This window comes from Pseudomonas sp. 2(2015) (genome assembly GCF_000955865.1).
Lineage (GTDB): Bacteria > Pseudomonadota > Gammaproteobacteria > Pseudomonadales > Pseudomonadaceae > Aquipseudomonas.
The window spans coordinates 177,660-193,007 of sequence record NZ_JYOF01000001.1; the positions used below are offsets into that span (position 1 = coordinate 177,660).

A 15,348-nucleotide genomic window follows, 5' to 3' on the forward strand; every position below is an offset into this window, starting at 1 on the left:
AACGCCCTTCGCCGCTCAGGCAATATGAAACTTCTTTAACTATCCTCAAGGTGCTCAGCGGCCCGATCATATCGGACATTACGCTTCCAAAGGGATTGGTACTTTGACCGGATACACCCTGCTTCCCCTGCGCAAGCCACGAGGTGGCTGATGCGCACCCAGACGCCTGAAACACAAGCCCCTGTGACCGTCGCATTACCCAATGCCGAGCAACGCCTGCGCTGGCTCGAACGCCTGAGCAAGTACCGCCAGCCCATCGGCCTGGGCGTAACCTTGCTGCTGTTCGCTGTCGCCCTGATCGCCTGCCGTCACCTGCTCAGCGAGCTGGACATCTATGCCCTGCATGATTCGCTGCTCAGCGTGCCGCCGCCAGCATTGGCCGGCGCACTGCTGGCGACGGTGGCCGGCTTCGTCATCCTGCTGGGGTACGAGTGGTCGGCCAGCCGCTATGCCGGCGTCCAGCTACCGGCTCGCACCCTGGTAATGGGTGGCTTCAGCGCCTTTGCCATCGGCAATGCCATTGGCCTGTCGCTGCTGTCCGGTGGCTCGGTACGCTATCGCCTGTATGCGCGCCATGGCATCGGCGCCGCCGAAGTGGCGCGTATGACCCTGTTCGCCAGCCTTTCCCTCGGCTGCGCGTTGCCGCCGCTCGCCGCCCTGGCGACCTTGAGCAACTTGCCGGCTGCAGCTTCAGCCTTGCACCTGGCGCCTGCGTTGCTGGCAGCGATCGCCCTGGCGGTACTGGGCTTGAGCGGCGCACTGGTCTATGGCCTTTATCGTCGTCGCCTACCCGAACAACCCCAGGCTGACAACCTGCTAGTACAAGTAGGCCGGCGTACTCTGCGCTTGCCGGGCGCACGCCTGACCCTGCTGCAACTGCTCATTACTGCCCTGGACGTAGCCGCTGCCGCCACCGTGCTGTACCTGCTGCTGCCCGAGGCGCCGCCGTTTGGTGCCTTCTTGCTGGTCTACCTGCTGGCGCTGGCGGCCGGGGTGCTCAGCCATGTGCCCGGTGGCGTTGGGGTGTTCGAGGCGATCCTGCTGGCGGCCTTTGCCGACAAGCTCGGCGCCGCGCCACTGGCCGCCGCATTGCTGCTTTATCGCCTGATCTATGTGGTGCTGCCACTGCTGCTGGCCTGCGTCCTGCTGCTGGCCAGCGAAGCCAAGCGCCTGCTGTTTGCCCAGCAAGCGATCAGGGCCGCTTCCGGGCTCGCAGCCCCGGTGCTGGCGGTGCTGGTGTTTCTCTCCGGCGTGGTGCTGCTGTTTTCCGGCGCCACCCCGGAAATAGACGAGCGTCTGGAGCATCTGGGCTTCCTCGTACCGCACCGGTTGATCGACGCGTCGCACTTCGGCGCCAGCCTGATTGGCGTCCTCTGCCTGCTGCTGGCCCAGGGCCTGCGCCGGCGCCTGTCGGCCGCCTGGATCCTGACCACCGTCCTGCTGCTGGTCGGCGCCCTGCTCTCGCTGCTCAAAGGTTTCGACTGGGAAGAAGCCAGCATCCTGACCTTCACCGCCTGCCTGCTGGCGGTGTTCCGCCGTTCCTTCTATCGCCCCAGCCGCTTGCTCGAACTGCCGTTCTCGCCGGTTTACCTGGCGGCCAGCGCCTGTGTACTGGGCGCTTCGGTGTGGCTGCTGCTGTTTGCCTATCAGGATGTGCCCTACAGCCATCAGCTGTGGTGGCAATTCACCCTCGACGCCGATGCCCCACGCGGCTTGCGCTCGGCCCTGGGCAGCGCGGTACTGCTGGTGATCGTCGCCCTGACCTGGCTGCTGCGCACCGCGCGCCCGGTTATTCACCTGCCCAGCGCCGACGAGCTGCAACGCGCCAACGCCATCCTGCAAGCCTCCGACCAACCCGACGGCGGCCTGGCCCTGACTGGCGACAAAGCCTTGCTGTTCCACCCCAACGACGATGCCTTCCTTATGTATGCACGTCGCGGCCGCAGCCTGGTGGCGCTGTACGACCCGATCGGCCCGGCCCACGAGCGCGCCGAAATGATCTGGCAGTTCCGCGACCTGTGCGATGTACACCATGCCCGCCCGGTGTTCTACCAGGTTCGGGCCGAGAACCTGCCCTTCTATATGGACATCGGCCTGACCGCAATCAAACTGGGCGAAGAAGCCCGGGTCGACCTCAAGCGCTTTGACCTAGAAGCCAAGGGCAAGGAGATGAAAGACCTGCGCTACACCTGGAACCGCGGCGGCCGCGACGGCCTGAGCCTGGAAGTGCACGAGCCGGGGCAGGCTCCGCTGGAAGAACTCAAGACCATCTCCGACGCCTGGCTCACTGGCAAGAACGTGCGCGAGAAAGGCTTCTCCCTCGGCCGTTTCAGCCCGGAGTACCTGCAGCACTTCCGGATTGCCCTGATCCGTTTCGAAGGGCGCCCGGTGGCCTTTGCCAACCTCCTGGAAACCCGCAGCCTGGAGCTGGCCAGCCTCGACCTGATGCGCGCCCACCCGCAGGCGCCCAAGCTGACCATGGAATTCATGATGATCGGCCTGATCCAACACTATAAGCAGCACGGCTATGGGCGCTTCAGCCTGGGCATGGTGCCACTCTCCGGGCTGCAACCACGGCGCGGCGCACCGCTGACCCAGCGCCTGGGCTCGATGGTGTTCCAGCGCGGCGAGCAGCTCTATAACTTCCAGGGCCTGCGCCGCTTCAAGGACAAGTTCCAACCGGACTGGGAACCTCGCTACATGGCCGTGCCGGCCGGACTCGATCCGCTGGTGGCACTGGCCGACACCGCCGCCCTGATCGCGGGCGGCCTGACTGGATTGGTGAAACGCTGATGATTCGACGCTACTGGCTGTACCTGCTGGTTCCCCTGCTGCTGGCCTTGCTGGCTGCCGCTCTTGGCTTCTGGCTGTGGACCCGGCCGGCCCCCGAAGCCTCCCTTGAGCACCTGAGCCTGGCCGATGGCAGCAGCCTGGTCCGGGTCAACCCCGGCACCCGGGCCAAGGCCCGCGTGGCCATCGCCGTGCCCCCGGACCAGGCCCTGAGCGACAAGCAACTGCTCGACCTGAGCCAGAGCGGCGAGGCGCAGATGGTCCAGGTGGTCCTGCCGCCAGCCGATTGCAACAAGCAGCAACAGGCGCTGCAGCAAGCCATGCAGCAACTCAAGGGCGCGCCGACCCTGGTAGCCGGTATCGGCCCGGGCGCAGCCCAGGCCTGGAGCTGGCTGGCCAGCCAGAGCGATGACAAGGCCCTGGCCATCTCGGTGGACTTCAACCTCGAACAACCCGGCTGCGCCACGCCGCTGCCCAAGTCCGCCGCCCACGGCCACTGGAGCGTGGCCTGGAACGACAACCCGGATGACGCCAGCGCCGCCTTCGTGCGCGACCAGGCCAATGCCGAGACCAGCATCAGCGACTACGACATCCACCTGCCGCAGGTACTCAAGGCGCAACTGACCCAGGCACTGGTGGGTGAGGACGGCAACGCCATGAGCATCCCGGTAGTCGAAGTACCTGCCGGGCAAACCACCGACACCGTCACCCTGTTTCTCTCGGGCGATGGCGGTTGGCGCGACCTGGACCGCGACGTCGCCGGCGAGATGGCCAAGCTCGGCTATCCGGTGGTGGGCATCGACACCCTGCGCTACTACTGGCAGCACAAGACCCCGGAACAAAGCGCCATCGACCTCTCCGAGCTGATGCAGCATTACCGGCAGAAATGGGGCACCAAGCGTTTCGTACTGACCGGCTACTCGTTCGGCGCCGACGTCTTGCCGGCGATCTACAACCGCTTGCCGGCCGAAGACCAGAAGCGCATCGATGCCGTGATCCTGCTGGCCTTTGCCCGCAGCGGCAGCTTCGAGATCGAAGTCGAGGGCTGGCTGGGCAATGCTGGCAAAGAGGCACCGACCGGGCCGGAAATGGCCAGGCTGCCAGCGTCCAAAGTGGTCTGCGTGTATGGCGAGGAAGAGGCCGACGAGAGCGGCTGTACCGACCATACTGCAGTCGGCGAGCGCCTGAAGCTGCCTGGCGGGCATCACTTCGACGAGAACTACCCGGCGCTGGCCAAGCGCCTGATCGGCGATATCGAGAACCGCCAGGGCAAGACCAGCGTCGCCGAGCAGGATTGAAGCGCGCCTCCGGCGCGCAGCTGCAAGCTACAAGTCTCAAGCGCCGCTTGAGACTTGTAGCTTGCCGCTCCCTATATCTCTACCTGAGTGCCAAGTTCGATCACCCGGTTCAACGGCAAGTTGAAAAACCTCAGGTTGCCGTTGGCATTCTTCAGCAAGAAGGCAAACAGCAGCCCCCGCCAGCGCGACATGCCCACCAGCCGCGACGGGATCACCGTTTCGCGGCTGAGGAAATAGGTCGTGCGCATCGGGCTGAAATCCAGCCCTTCCAGGTGACAGAGCTTCAATGCCGCCGGCACATCCGGCTCATCCATGAAGCCAAAGTGCAACAGCACCCGGTAGAAACCCTCGCCATACGCCTCGACCTCGAAGCGCTGCTGCGCCGGCACCCGCGGGGTGTCCTCGCTGACCACGGTCAACAGCACCACCTGCGAGTGCAGCACCTGGTTGTGCAGCATGTTATGCAACAACGCGTGAGGCACGGCATCCGCCCGTGCGGTGAGAAACACCGCCGTGCCTTCGACCCGATGCGGCGGCTGCACGCGAATGCTGCTGATGAACAGCGGCAACGGCAGGCTGCCTTCGTCCAGGCGTTCGACCAGAATCTGCTTGCCGCGCTTCCAGGTGGTCATCAAGACAAACAGGACAATCCCCGCCAGCACCGGAAAAGCCCCGCCCTGAACGATTTTCGGCACGTTGGCGGCAAAGAACAGGCCATCGACAAAGAGAAAGCCCAGCAAAATCGGCACCGCCAGCAGCGGCGGCCACTTCCACAGCAGCAACATCACCGTCGACACCAGCAGCGTGGTCATCAACATGGTGCCAGTCACTGCCACGCCATAGGCCGAGGCCAGCGCCCCGGAAGACTCGAAGCCCAGCACCAGCAGGATCACCCCGACCATCAGCGACCAGTTCACCGCACCTATATAGATCTGCCCCTGTTCGTCACTGGAGGTGTGCTGGATTTGCATGCGCGGCACATAGCCAAGCTGAATGGCCTGGCGGGTCAGGGAGAAGGCCCCGGAAATCACCGCCTGGGAGGCAATCACCGTGGCCAGGGTGGACAAACCGACCAACGGTATCAACGCCCAGTTCGGCGCCAGCAGATAGAACGGGTTGCGCGCTGCCTCCGGGTTTTGCAGCAACAGCGCGCCCTGGCCGAAATAGTTGAGCACCAGCGCCGGCAGCACCAGGGCAAACCAGGCGCGGGCAATGGGTTTGCGGCCAAAGTGGCCCATGTCGGCATACAGTGCTTCAGCGCCGGTCAGGGCCAGCACCACGGCGCCAAGAATCGCCACGCCCATGCCCGGGTGAACAATAAAGAAGCGCACCGCCCACACCGGGTTGAAAGCCTTGAGCACCTCCGGGCTCTGGGCGATGCCATGCACGCCCAGAGCGCCGAGCACCACGAACCAGGTGACCATCACCGGACCAAAGAGGATGCCAATGCGCGCCGTGCCATGCTTCTGGATCAGGAACAGCGCCACCAGCACGATCAACGCCACCGGTATCACCCAGTGGTCGATGCCGTCGAAGGCCAGCTCCAGGCCCTCTACCGCCGACAATACCGAAATCGCCGGGGTGATCATGCTGTCGCCGTAGAACAGCGCCGCGCCGATCAGGCCGCAGCCGACCATCAGCGCCTTGAGCTTGGGGTACGGCGCCGAGGCGCGCCGGGCCAACGCCGTCAAAGCCATGATGCCGCCCTCGCCCTGGTTGTCGGCGCGCAGGATGAACACCACGTACTTGATCGTCACCACCCAGATCAGCGACCAGAAGATCAGGCCGAGGATCCCCAGCACCCCATCATGATTGACCGGTACGCCGTAACCGCCCGAAAACACCTCCTTGAGGGTATACAACGGGCTGGTGCCAATATCGCCGTAAACCACTCCGACCGCTGCCACCAGCAGGCTCAACGGCTTTGCCACCGAATGCCCGGAATCGGCCTGACTACTTGCCTGAACCATCCATCACTCCCGCCACCAGGCCCCTTGCACCAGACACAGGCACACTGCCGCGAAGCATAGCTGAGCGTTCGTCGCATTTCTGCTGGTCAAGTGACTTTGCGCTCGCTAGAATTGCGCACTTTTTGATCAGAGGCGCCCAAAGCGCCCATCAGGTTTGCCCGCCGGCCCGGCCAGGCAAGCCCTTCAATACCGAGGTTAGCCATGTCCACCACTCCTACGCCCACCACGCCCAAGGTCGGCTTCGTTTCCCTGGGTTGCCCCAAGGCCCTGGTCGATTCCGAGCGCATCCTGACCCAGCTGCGCATGGAAGGTTATGAAGTCGTGCCCACCTACGAGGACGCCGACGTAGTGGTGGTCAACACCTGCGGCTTCATCGACAGCGCCAAGGCCGAGTCCCTGGAAGTGATTGGCGAAGCCATCAAGGAAAACGGCAAGGTCATTGTCACCGGCTGCATGGGTGTCGAGGAAGGCAGCATCCGTGACGTGCACCCCAGCGTGCTCTCGGTAACCGGCCCGCAGCAGTACGAGCAGGTGGTCAATGCCGTGCACGAAGTCGTGCCGCCGCGCCAGGACCATAACCCGCTGATCGACCTGGTGCCGCCACAGGGCGTCAAGCTGACCCCGCGCCACTACGCCTACCTGAAGATTTCCGAGGGTTGCAACCACAGCTGCAGCTTCTGCATCATCCCGTCGATGCGCGGCAAGCTGGTCAGCCGCCCGGTCGGCGAAGTGCTGAGCGAGGCCGAGCGCCTGGTCAAGGCCGGGGTCAAGGAAATCCTGGTGATCTCCCAGGACACCAGCGCCTACGGCGTCGACGTCAAGTACAAGACCGACTTCTGGAACGGCCGCCCGGTCAAGACGCGCATGCTAGAGCTGTGCGAAGCGCTGAGCAGCCTCGGCGCCTGGGTGCGCCTGCACTATGTGTACCCGTACCCGAACGTCGACGACGTGATCCCGCTGATGGCGGCCGGCAAGATCCTGCCGTACCTGGACATCCCGTTCCAGCACGCCAGCCCGAAAGTGCTCAAGTCGATGAAACGCCCGGCGTTCGAAGACCGCACCCTGGCGCGCATCAAGAACTGGCGCGAGCAGTGCCCGCAACTGGTGATCCGTTCGACCTTCATCGTCGGCTTCCCGGGTGAAACCGAAGAAGACTTCCAGTACCTGCTCGACTGGCTGACCGAAGCCCAGCTCGATCGCGTCGGCTGCTTCCAGTATTCGCCGGTCGAAGGCGCCCCGGCCAACGACCTGGGCCTGGACGAAGTGCCGGACGACATCAAGCAGGAGCGCTGGGATCGCTTCATGGCCCACCAGCAGGCGATCAGCACCGCCCGCCTGCAACTGCGCATCGGCAAGGAAATCGACGTGCTGATCGATGAAGTCGAAGATGAAGGCTCGGTCGGCCGCAGCTTCTTCGATGCTCCGGAAATCGACGGCAACGTGTTCATCGATGGCAACCACGGCTTCAAGCCGGGCGACACCGTTCGCTGCCGGGTGACCGACGCCGACGAGTACGATATGTGGGCCGAACCGATCTGATCCGGCGCCAATAAAAAAATGCCCTGCCAGCGATGGCGGGGCTTTTTTTTGCAACTATCGTTTCCTCAATCACCACGAGGAGACCATCGTAATGCGCAGGCACATGACCGTGCAGACACCCAGCCTGCGCGACTACCCGGAGCTGGCGCGGGTGTGGGAAGCGTCCGTGCGCGCCACCCACGACTTTCTCCCCGACAGCTACATCTGCCTGCTGCGTGAGCTGCTACTGAACCAGTACCTGGACGCGGTAATGCTGATTTGCTGCAAGGACGCCAGCCAGCGTATCCGCGGCTTTGCCGGGGTCGCTGGCGGACGGGTGGAGATGCTCTTCATCGACCCCGAGGCGCGCGGCCAGGGCCTGGGCGCAAGTCTGCTGCGGGTGGCCATCGACGAGCTGCACGCCGAGCAACTGGACGTCAACGAACAGAATGCCCAGGCCCTGGGCTTCTACCTGCGCCAGGGCTTTGAAGTGGTCGGCCGCTCAGAAACGGACGGCATGGGCCAGCCCTACCCCCTACTTCACATGAGGCTAATTCGTACGCAGTCTGTCCGCACCGACTGAAGGCTTGTGTAATCCCCCTCTGAAATGCCGCGAAAGCGCAGATTAATGGCCGGATCGACGAATGTTACCGGCCCCAAGCCCGTCCAGGCAGTTACAATAGGCACCTTTCCCTGTGTCTACGGCTGTCGTCATGTCTGAACCCATTCGCCTTTCCAAACGCCTTATCGAACTGGTCGGTTGCTCCCGGCGCGAGGCCGAGCTGTACATCGAGGGCGGCTGGGTCACGGTGAACGGCACCGTGATCGACGAGCCGCAATTCAAGGTCACCGATCACAAGGTCGAACTGCGCCAGGGCGCCAAGGCCGAAGCCCTGGAGCCGGTCACCCTGCTGCTCAACCAGCCCGCCGGGCTCGACGTCGATGCCGCCTGCGCCAGCATCAGCGCCGACAGCCTCTCGCCGGAGCACAGCTATAGCCGTCGTCCGCTCAAGGGCCACTTCGCCCGCCTGAGCTGCGCCGCGCCGCTGCAAGAAGGCGCCAGCGGCCTGCAAGTGTTCACCCAGGACTGGCGCGTGACCCGCAAGCTCGATGCCGACCTGACCAAGCTCGAGCAGGAATACATCGTCGAAGTCACTGGCGAAATGATCACCCACGGCCTGGAACGGCTGAACCGCGGCTTCACCTGGAAAGGCAACGAGCTGCCGAAGATCAAGGCCAGCTGGCAGAACGAGACGCGCCTGCGCATGGTCCTGAAAAACCCGCCTGCCGGGCTCATCGACCTGCTCTGCCGCAGCGTCGGCGTCACCCCGGTGAGCATGCGCCGCATCCGCCTCGGTGGCGTCGCCATGAGCAAGCTGCCGCTGGGCCAGTGGCGCTACCTGGCAGCCAGCGAAAAATTCTAAGCAACACGGCGCCGCCACCCAGGAGGCGCCCCTGAACAGGATTGTCCCGATGATTCACAACGATGTACTGCGCAGCCTGCGCTACCTGCTGGACGTCAACGACGCCAAGCTCACCGATATCATCAAGCTGAGCGGCTTCGAAGTATCCACCGCCGATATCGCTACCTACCTCAAGAAGGAAGAAGAGGAAGGCTTTGTGCGCTGCCCCGATGAAGTCATCGCCCATTTCCTCGATGGCCTGGTGATCTTCAAGCGCGGCAAGGACGATAGCCGTGCGCCGCTGCCGGTCGAACTGCCGGTGACCAACAACATCGTCATGAAGAAGCTGCGCGTGGCCTTCGAGCTTAAAGAGGACGACCTGCACGCGATTCTCAAGGCCGCCGACTTCCCGGTGTCCAAGCCAGAGCTCAGCGCCCTGTTCCGCAAGGTCGGGCACAACAACTACCGCCCGTGCGGCGACCAGTTGCTGCGCAACTTCCTCAAGGGCCTGACCCTGCGGGTTCGTGGCTGAGCCGACGATGAACTACAGCGTTGCTCCCATCGGCCACGTGCGCTCCTGCTTCAAGGAAAAGTTCGCCATTCCGCGTCAGCCGCAACTGGCGCCGGCCGCCCGTGGCGTGCTGGAGCTGCTGCCACCCTACGACAACGGCGAGGCCGTTGCCGGCCTTGAGCAGGTCAGCCATGTCTGGCTGCTGTTCCTGTTCCACCAGGCGCTGGAAGACAAACCGCGGTTGAAGGTGCGCCCGCCTCGGCTGGGGGGCAACAAGTCCATGGGGGTGTTTGCCACCCGTGCCACCCACCGGCCCAATGGCATCGGTCAGTCGGTGGTCAGGCTGGAGAAGGTCGAGGCTGACCGCTTGTGGCTGTCGGGCATCGACCTGCTTGATGGCACCCCGGTATTGGATATCAAGCCTTACGTGCCCTACGCCGATGCCGTGGCCGACGCGACCAACCAGATGGCTGACGCGCCACCTGCGCCGATTGCCGTGAGCTGGAGCGATACTGCCCTGCCCCAGGCCCGCGAGCACGCCTTGCGCCTGGCCGAGCCGCTGGTGGAGCTGATCGAACAATGCCTGGCCCAGGACCCGCGCCCGGCCTACCAGGTGCCGCCGCCCGAGCGCGTGTACGGGGTTAGGTTCTGGGATGTGCAGGTGCGCTGGCACTACCCGCAACCGGATCAGATCCGGCTGCTGGAAGTGGTGATGGACCTGTAGGTACCGTCCTGCTCTTCAATGGGCCTGGCTGGCGAGCCAGTGGGAGCGGGCTTGACCCGCGATGAGGCCAGTACAGCCAGCACATCAGGTATTGCCTGGATTGCGACCGCTTCGCGCTCGATCGCGGGGCAAGGCCCGCTCCCACAAATCCGCGGCATGCAGACCCGCTACTTCAGGCACAAAAAAAAGCAGGCCGAAGCCTGCTTTTTTTGTATTCAATGTCTTATTTCTCGACGAATGCACGCTCGATCAGGTAATCACCCGGCTCACGCATACGTGCCGAGATCTTCAGGCCGAAGCTGTCGAGCACTTCGCTGGTCTCGTCGAGCATGCTCGGGCTACCGCAGATCATCGCGCGGTCGTCCTGCGGGTTGATCGGCGGCAGGCCGATGTCGCTGAACAGCTTGCCGCTGCGCATCAGGTCGGTCAGGCGGCCCTGGTTCTCGAATGGCTCGCGGGTCACGGTCGGGTAGTAGATCAGCTTGTCACGCAGCGCTTCACCGAAGAACTCGTTCTGCGGCAGGTGCTCGGTGATGAATTCGCGGTAGGCGACTTCGTTGACGTAGCGCACGCCGTGGACCAGGATGACTTTTTCGAAGCGCTCGTAGGTTTCCGGGTCCTGGATGACGCTCATGAACGGCGCCAGGCCAGTGCCGGTGCTGAGCAGGTACAGGTGCTTGCCCGGGTTCAGGTCGTCGAGTACCAGGGTGCCGGTAGGCTTCTTGCTGATGATGATTTCATCGCCTTCCTTCAGGTGCTGCAACTGGGAGGTCAGCGGGCCGTCCGGCACCTTGATGCTGAAGAACTCCAGATGCTCTTCCCAGTTCGGGCTGGCAATCGAATAGGCGCGCATGAGCGGGCGGCCGTTTGGCTGTTGCAGGCCGATCATCACGAACTGACCGTTCTCGAAGCGCAGGCCCGGATCGCGGGTGCACTTGAAGCTGAACAGGGTGTCGTTCCAGTGGTGAACACTGAGGACACGTTCGTGGTTCATGTTGCTCATGTACGGGCTCCTGAAGAAAAACGCGGCGCTAAGCGAGAGCGCGATTGCGCAATAGTTTAGTGCCAGCGACAATATCTGTTAAATGAATTATCAAGATATGTCTTATCGGTTATATAGATATGCGATTTACCCTTCGTCAGCTCCAGGTGTTCGTTGCCGTGGCCCAGTACCAAAGCGTCTCGCGGGCCGCCGGAATACTGGCGTTATCGCAATCGGCCGCCAGTACATCGATCACCGAACTTGAGCGCCAGTCCAGCTGCCAGCTGTTCGACCGCGCCGGTAAACGCCTGAGCCTCAACGCTCTGGGCCATCAACTGCTGCCCCAGGCGGTGGCCCTGCTCGACCAGGCCAAGGAAATCGAGGACCTGCTCAACGGCAAGTCCGGTTTCGGCTCGCTGGCGGTGGGCGCGACCCTGACCATCGGCAATTACCTGGCCACCCTGCTGATCGGCAGCTTCATGCAGATCCACCCGGAGAGCCAGGTGAAGCTGCATGTACAGAACACTGCGCATATCGTGCAACAGGTTGCCCATTACGAAATTGATCTGGGTCTAATTGAAGGCGACTGCAACCACCCGGACCTGGAAGTGCAGCCGTGGGTCGAGGACGAGCTGGTGGTGTTCTGCGCGCCGCAGCACCCCTTGGCCAAACGCGGCCAGGCGAGCATGGAAGAACTCACCCATGAGGCCTGGATCCTGCGTGAACAGGGCTCGGGCACCCGCCTGACCTTCGATCAGGCCATGCGTCACCACCGCTCCAGCCTCAACATACGCCTGGAGCTGGAACACACCGAGGCGATCAAGCGCGCGGTCGAGTCGGGCCTGGGCATTGGTTGCATCTCGCGCCTGGCCCTGCGCGACGCATTTCGCCGCGGCAGCCTGGTGCCGGTGGAAACCCCCGAACTGGACCTGGCCCGGCAGTTCTTCTTCATCTGGCACAAGCAGAAGTACCAGACCTCCGCCATGCGCGAGTTTCTCGAACTGTGCCGCAGCTTTACCGCAGGCGTCAGCCGCAGCGACGAGATCGTTCTGCCGACCATCGCTTAAAGCAGGATCACCGCCCAGGTCAGGCCAACCATGCTCAAGGCCACGAACTGGGCGGCACTGCCCATGTCCTTGGCGTTCTTCGACAACGGGTGGCGATCGAGGGAAATGCGGTCGATCGCCGCCTCCACCGCCGAATTGAGCAATTCGACGATCAGCCCCAGCAAGCACACAGCGATCAGGATCGCCCGCTCGGCACGGCTGACATCCAGCCAGAAGGCCACCGGAATCAACACAACGTTGAGCAGCACCAGCTGACGGAACGCTGCCTCACCGGTGAACGCAGCACGCAAGCCATCGAACGAATAGCCGGCGGCGTTGAAAATACGTTTAAGGCCGGTCTGGCCCTTGAAAGGCGACGACATAGAAGGTCACTTCATCCACTGAAAACGCTGCAGCCTAATGTAGGCGGGATCAAAAAAGCGTGAAGGCCAATGGCCTTAACTGGCTGAAACCGATTCCAGTTGTTGCAGCAGCAAGGCGGCCTGGGTACGGGTCCGTACCCCCAGTTTGCGGAAAATTGCCGTCACATGCGCCTTGATGGTCGCTTCCGACACACTCAACTCGTAAGCGATCTGTTTGTTCAGCAGGCCTTCACAGACCATGGTCAAGACCCGGAACTGTTGCGGCGTAAGACTCGCAAGGCCTTCGCTGGCGGCCTTGGCCTCGGCGGAAACGTCAACTTTCTCGAATGCCTGCGGTGGCCACCAGACTTCGCCATCGAGGACCTTCTGCACGGCATCCTGAATCACTTCCAGCGGGCTTGATTTGGGAATGAAGCCACTGGCGCCGAACTCACGGGACTTGACCACGACCGCGGCTTCTTCCTGAGCCGAGACCATCACCACCGGAATCTGCGGGTACTGCCCGCGCAGCAACACCAGCCCGGAGAAGCCGTAGGCGCCCGGCATGTTCAGGTCCAGCAGCACCAGGTCCCAGTCGGCTTTTTCGGTCAGGCGGGTTTCCAGTTCGGCGATGCTTGCCACCTCGACCAGGCGTACATCCGGGCCCAGGCCCAGGGTAACGGCCTGGCGCAGTGCGCTGCGAAACAGCGGGTGGTCATCGGCAATCAGGATTTCGTATGTGGCCATCGATCTAATGATCCTGTTCTGTGCAGGCGCAGGAAAGGAAGAATAGGCGCCTGGCGGGCAACTCGAGGCGACGGCAACGCCGTCTGCCCAAACGGCACATCGAGGCCAGGAAAAACAGCGTTTCAAGCCATCGTCGTGCTCGAATCGGCGCCAAGGATGCCGAGCCAGGACCGGGTGGTCAAGCTCAATACCCGCCCTGCTCGCCCACCCTGGCCACCAATCTGCCCATTATGCCGCAAAGTGCCGCGCCTGCCCCTTGTACTATAGGAAGGTATGCAAACGCTGGTGCACGGTGTCCTGCTCATCCAGTGGCAGTTGATGCTTGGCACTCAGGTAATGGGTGGTGAACACGTCCAGGTAGGCATCCAGTGCCTCGGCCGCACGTTGATCACCGGCCAGCTCCAGGCACATGGCGGCCACTTCGGCGGTGCAGAAGTGATCGTCGCGCTTGGAGCGACGCAGGCGGTAGCGCGAAATCTGCTCGGGCTGCAGGCTCAGGACCGGGAAGCGGTTCAAGTACGGGCTTTTGCGAAACATCTTGCGCGCTTCGGTCCAGGTGGCGTCCAGCAGGATGAACAGCGGGCGCTTGCCCGGTACCCGCTGCACCTCGTTGACCACCCGCCCAGGCTCGACGAACTCGCCAGGGAAAACAATGTACGGCTGCCAGTGCGGCTGCTCGAGCAAGGCCAGCAAAGTCTCGTCGACCGCCGTACGCTGCCAGCCGAAGGCCGAGGTGTCGGCGATCAGGTCGGCGATCAGCCAGCCGGTGTTGGTCGGCTTGAGTGGCTCGGTGTCATGCATCAGCAGGCAGATGCCCGAATCAGCCGGTACTTGCGGGCGCCAGGCGCACAGGCAATAACTGGGGATCACCCGGCACTGCGGGCAGCGCGGCGCCCGCGAACCACGGGCAACGAAGGGTTTGACACTGCGCGCCAGGCGCTCGGCGCGCAGACGCGATACGGCATGGCTCATGACTGGGCACAACGTGGGCAATAAAGGGATGGCACTGCACGGACTCGGCAAGACGGAAATCCCGGGCAGTTTATCAGAGCCTGCCTACGGGTAGACTGGATTTGCCGTGCAGCTAAAGCAGCGACTCCTTATAATCTTCCACCTGTCGCTACCCGCTGGCCTTGCCGTTGCGCCGTGACGGAACACCGTGCGCCGTTGTTGGTCCAATTGCCAGTTACCGAACCAGGAGAGATTCATGCTGCGTTTCATCGTCCCGTCCCTGAGCCTGTTGCTTGCCCTGCCCCTGGCGGCCAATGCCGCGTCCAAGCAGGAGTACGAGCTGAGCCGGATGCTGCAAAAAGTTGCCACGCAAAGCAGCGTCGGCACGCCGCGGGCGATCAACGAAGACATCCTCGACCAGGGCTACACCGTCGAAGGCAAGCAACTGATCAACCACCTGAGCGTGCTGCCAAGCCATGCGCAAAAGATGCAGGCCGACCCCAACCGGGTACGCAGCCAACTGGGTGACAGCGTGTGCAAGAACACCGGTTATCGCCTGCTGATGGAAAAAGGCGCGGTGCTGACCTATCGCTTTACCGAGTACAAGACCAACCGCCCGGTCAGCGAACAGGCCTTCAACGCCGCCAGCTGCGGCCTGAAGCTCAAGAAGTAACGGCCTTAGGCAACCCGCTCCCTGTCGCGCCGCTGTTTTTCATCGGCGCGCAGTTCGGCCACCAGGGCCTGGATGTACCGCGAGTGCCGCTCCCCTCCCCCCAGCCGTCGCAGGCACTCCTGTTCAAGGCTCAGGTTGTTGGCCTGCGCCGCGCTCTGAAGCATCTGGAATAGCTGCTCGTCGAGCTCAAGGTTAAGCCGTTGCATGCTGCAGCCTCCCTGCATCGCGCTGACTCGCTCTGAGCTTCAGTTAACCAGACCCTCACAATGATTGGATCCCAGCTGACGAGCGGTTCCACTGCGGCGCGATACTGCGCGGATCATTCGGCATAAACACGCGCCAGGGTCTAGATTGATAGCAACCACCCTGTAAT

Annotated in this window: 15 protein-coding genes; 9 read left to right on the forward strand and 6 right to left on the reverse strand. The window is 63.1% G+C overall.

Annotated elements, in window-relative coordinates:
- Positions 1–150 precede the first annotated feature (150 nt).
- Together mprF and UB48_RS00880 are read left to right on the forward strand one after the other, a co-directional pair.
- On the forward strand, positions 151–2,793 hold the full coding sequence (mprF, locus tag UB48_RS00875; protein ID WP_045193552.1) for a bifunctional lysylphosphatidylglycerol flippase/synthetase MprF: 2,643 nt from the start codon (positions 151–153) through the stop codon (positions 2,791–2,793).
- The gene (locus tag UB48_RS00880; protein ID WP_045193553.1) at positions 2,793–4,088 is read left to right on the forward strand and encodes a virulence factor family protein; all 1,296 of its coding nucleotides are present in this window, start codon (positions 2,793–2,795) and stop codon (positions 4,086–4,088) included. The genes mprF and UB48_RS00880 overlap by 1 nt, the downstream gene beginning before the upstream one ends.
- Positions 4,089–4,159: 71 nt before the next feature.
- Here UB48_RS00880 and UB48_RS00885 read toward each other — a convergent pair whose 3' ends face one another.
- The gene (locus UB48_RS00885) at positions 4,160–6,058 is read right to left on the reverse strand and encodes a potassium transporter Kup (protein WP_045193554.1); all 1,899 of its coding nucleotides are present in this window, start codon (positions 6,056–6,058) and stop codon (positions 4,160–4,162) included.
- 201 nt (positions 6,059–6,259) lie between these two features.
- Between UB48_RS00885 and rimO the strand changes: the two genes are divergently transcribed.
- From rimO to tsaA, 5 genes are all read left to right on the forward strand, one after another.
- Complete coding sequence (gene rimO / locus UB48_RS00890) at positions 6,260–7,597, forward strand: 30S ribosomal protein S12 methylthiotransferase RimO (RefSeq protein ID WP_045193555.1); 1,338 nt, start codon at positions 6,260–6,262, stop codon at positions 7,595–7,597.
- 91 nt (positions 7,598–7,688) lie between these two features.
- Positions 7,689–8,159: a GNAT family N-acetyltransferase gene (locus UB48_RS00895; RefSeq protein WP_045193556.1), complete on the forward strand. Its 471-nt coding sequence runs from the start codon at positions 7,689–7,691 to the stop codon at positions 8,157–8,159.
- A gap of 130 nt (positions 8,160–8,289) precedes the next feature.
- Positions 8,290–9,000: an rRNA pseudouridine synthase gene (locus UB48_RS00900; protein ID WP_045193557.1), complete on the forward strand. Its 711-nt coding sequence runs from the start codon at positions 8,290–8,292 to the stop codon at positions 8,998–9,000.
- A 49-nt stretch (positions 9,001–9,049) separates the two neighbouring features.
- A complete protein-coding gene (locus UB48_RS00905; RefSeq protein ID WP_045193558.1) occupies positions 9,050–9,511 on the forward strand; it encodes a DUF1456 family protein in 462 nt (153 codons plus the stop codon).
- A 7-nt stretch (positions 9,512–9,518) separates the two neighbouring features.
- A complete protein-coding gene (gene tsaA, locus UB48_RS00910; RefSeq protein WP_045193559.1) occupies positions 9,519–10,214 on the forward strand; it encodes a tRNA (N6-threonylcarbamoyladenosine(37)-N6)-methyltransferase TrmO in 696 nt (231 codons plus the stop codon).
- 223 nt (positions 10,215–10,437) lie between these two features.
- On the opposite strand, the gene fpr is transcribed toward tsaA, so the two are convergent.
- Complete coding sequence (gene fpr, locus UB48_RS00915) at positions 10,438–11,217, reverse strand: ferredoxin-NADP reductase (protein ID WP_003222277.1); 780 nt, start codon at positions 11,215–11,217, stop codon at positions 10,438–10,440.
- Between the two features lie 119 nt (positions 11,218–11,336).
- Here fpr and UB48_RS00920 point away from each other — a divergent pair, with 119 nt between their 5' ends.
- The gene (locus tag UB48_RS00920) at positions 11,337–12,263 is read left to right on the forward strand and encodes a LysR family transcriptional regulator (RefSeq protein WP_045193561.1); all 927 of its coding nucleotides are present in this window, start codon (positions 11,337–11,339) and stop codon (positions 12,261–12,263) included.
- Here UB48_RS00920 and UB48_RS00925 read toward each other — a convergent pair.
- The 3 genes from UB48_RS00925 to UB48_RS00935 all read right to left on the reverse strand — a co-directional run bounded on the left by UB48_RS00925 (position 12,260) and on the right by UB48_RS00935 (position 14,323).
- Positions 12,260–12,625: a diacylglycerol kinase gene (locus UB48_RS00925; protein WP_038996675.1), complete on the reverse strand. Its 366-nt coding sequence runs from the start codon at positions 12,623–12,625 to the stop codon at positions 12,260–12,262. The two genes, UB48_RS00920 and UB48_RS00925, sit on opposite strands and share 4 nt — an antisense overlap.
- A gap of 75 nt (positions 12,626–12,700) precedes the next feature.
- On the reverse strand, positions 12,701–13,351 hold the full coding sequence (erdR, locus tag UB48_RS00930) for a response regulator transcription factor ErdR (RefSeq protein ID WP_045193562.1): 651 nt from the start codon (positions 13,349–13,351) through the stop codon (positions 12,701–12,703).
- A 261-nt stretch (positions 13,352–13,612) separates the two neighbouring features.
- Positions 13,613–14,323, reverse strand: a complete 711-nt coding sequence (locus UB48_RS00935) for a tRNA-uridine aminocarboxypropyltransferase (protein ID WP_045193563.1) — start codon at positions 14,321–14,323, stop codon at positions 13,613–13,615.
- A 235-nt stretch (positions 14,324–14,558) separates the two neighbouring features.
- Between UB48_RS00935 and UB48_RS00940 the strand changes: the two genes are divergently transcribed.
- Positions 14,559–14,975, forward strand: a complete 417-nt coding sequence (locus UB48_RS00940) for a quorum-sensing-regulated virulence factor family protein (RefSeq protein ID WP_045193564.1) — start codon at positions 14,559–14,561, stop codon at positions 14,973–14,975.
- Positions 14,976–14,980: 5 nt separating this feature from the next.
- Here UB48_RS00940 and UB48_RS00945 read toward each other — a convergent pair whose 3' ends face one another.
- Positions 14,981–15,181 carry a hypothetical protein gene (locus tag UB48_RS00945; RefSeq protein ID WP_045193565.1) on the reverse strand — a complete coding sequence of 67 codons (201 nt, stop codon included), beginning with the start codon at positions 15,179–15,181 and terminating at the stop codon, positions 14,981–14,983.
- Positions 15,182–15,348: the final 167 nt, after the last annotated feature.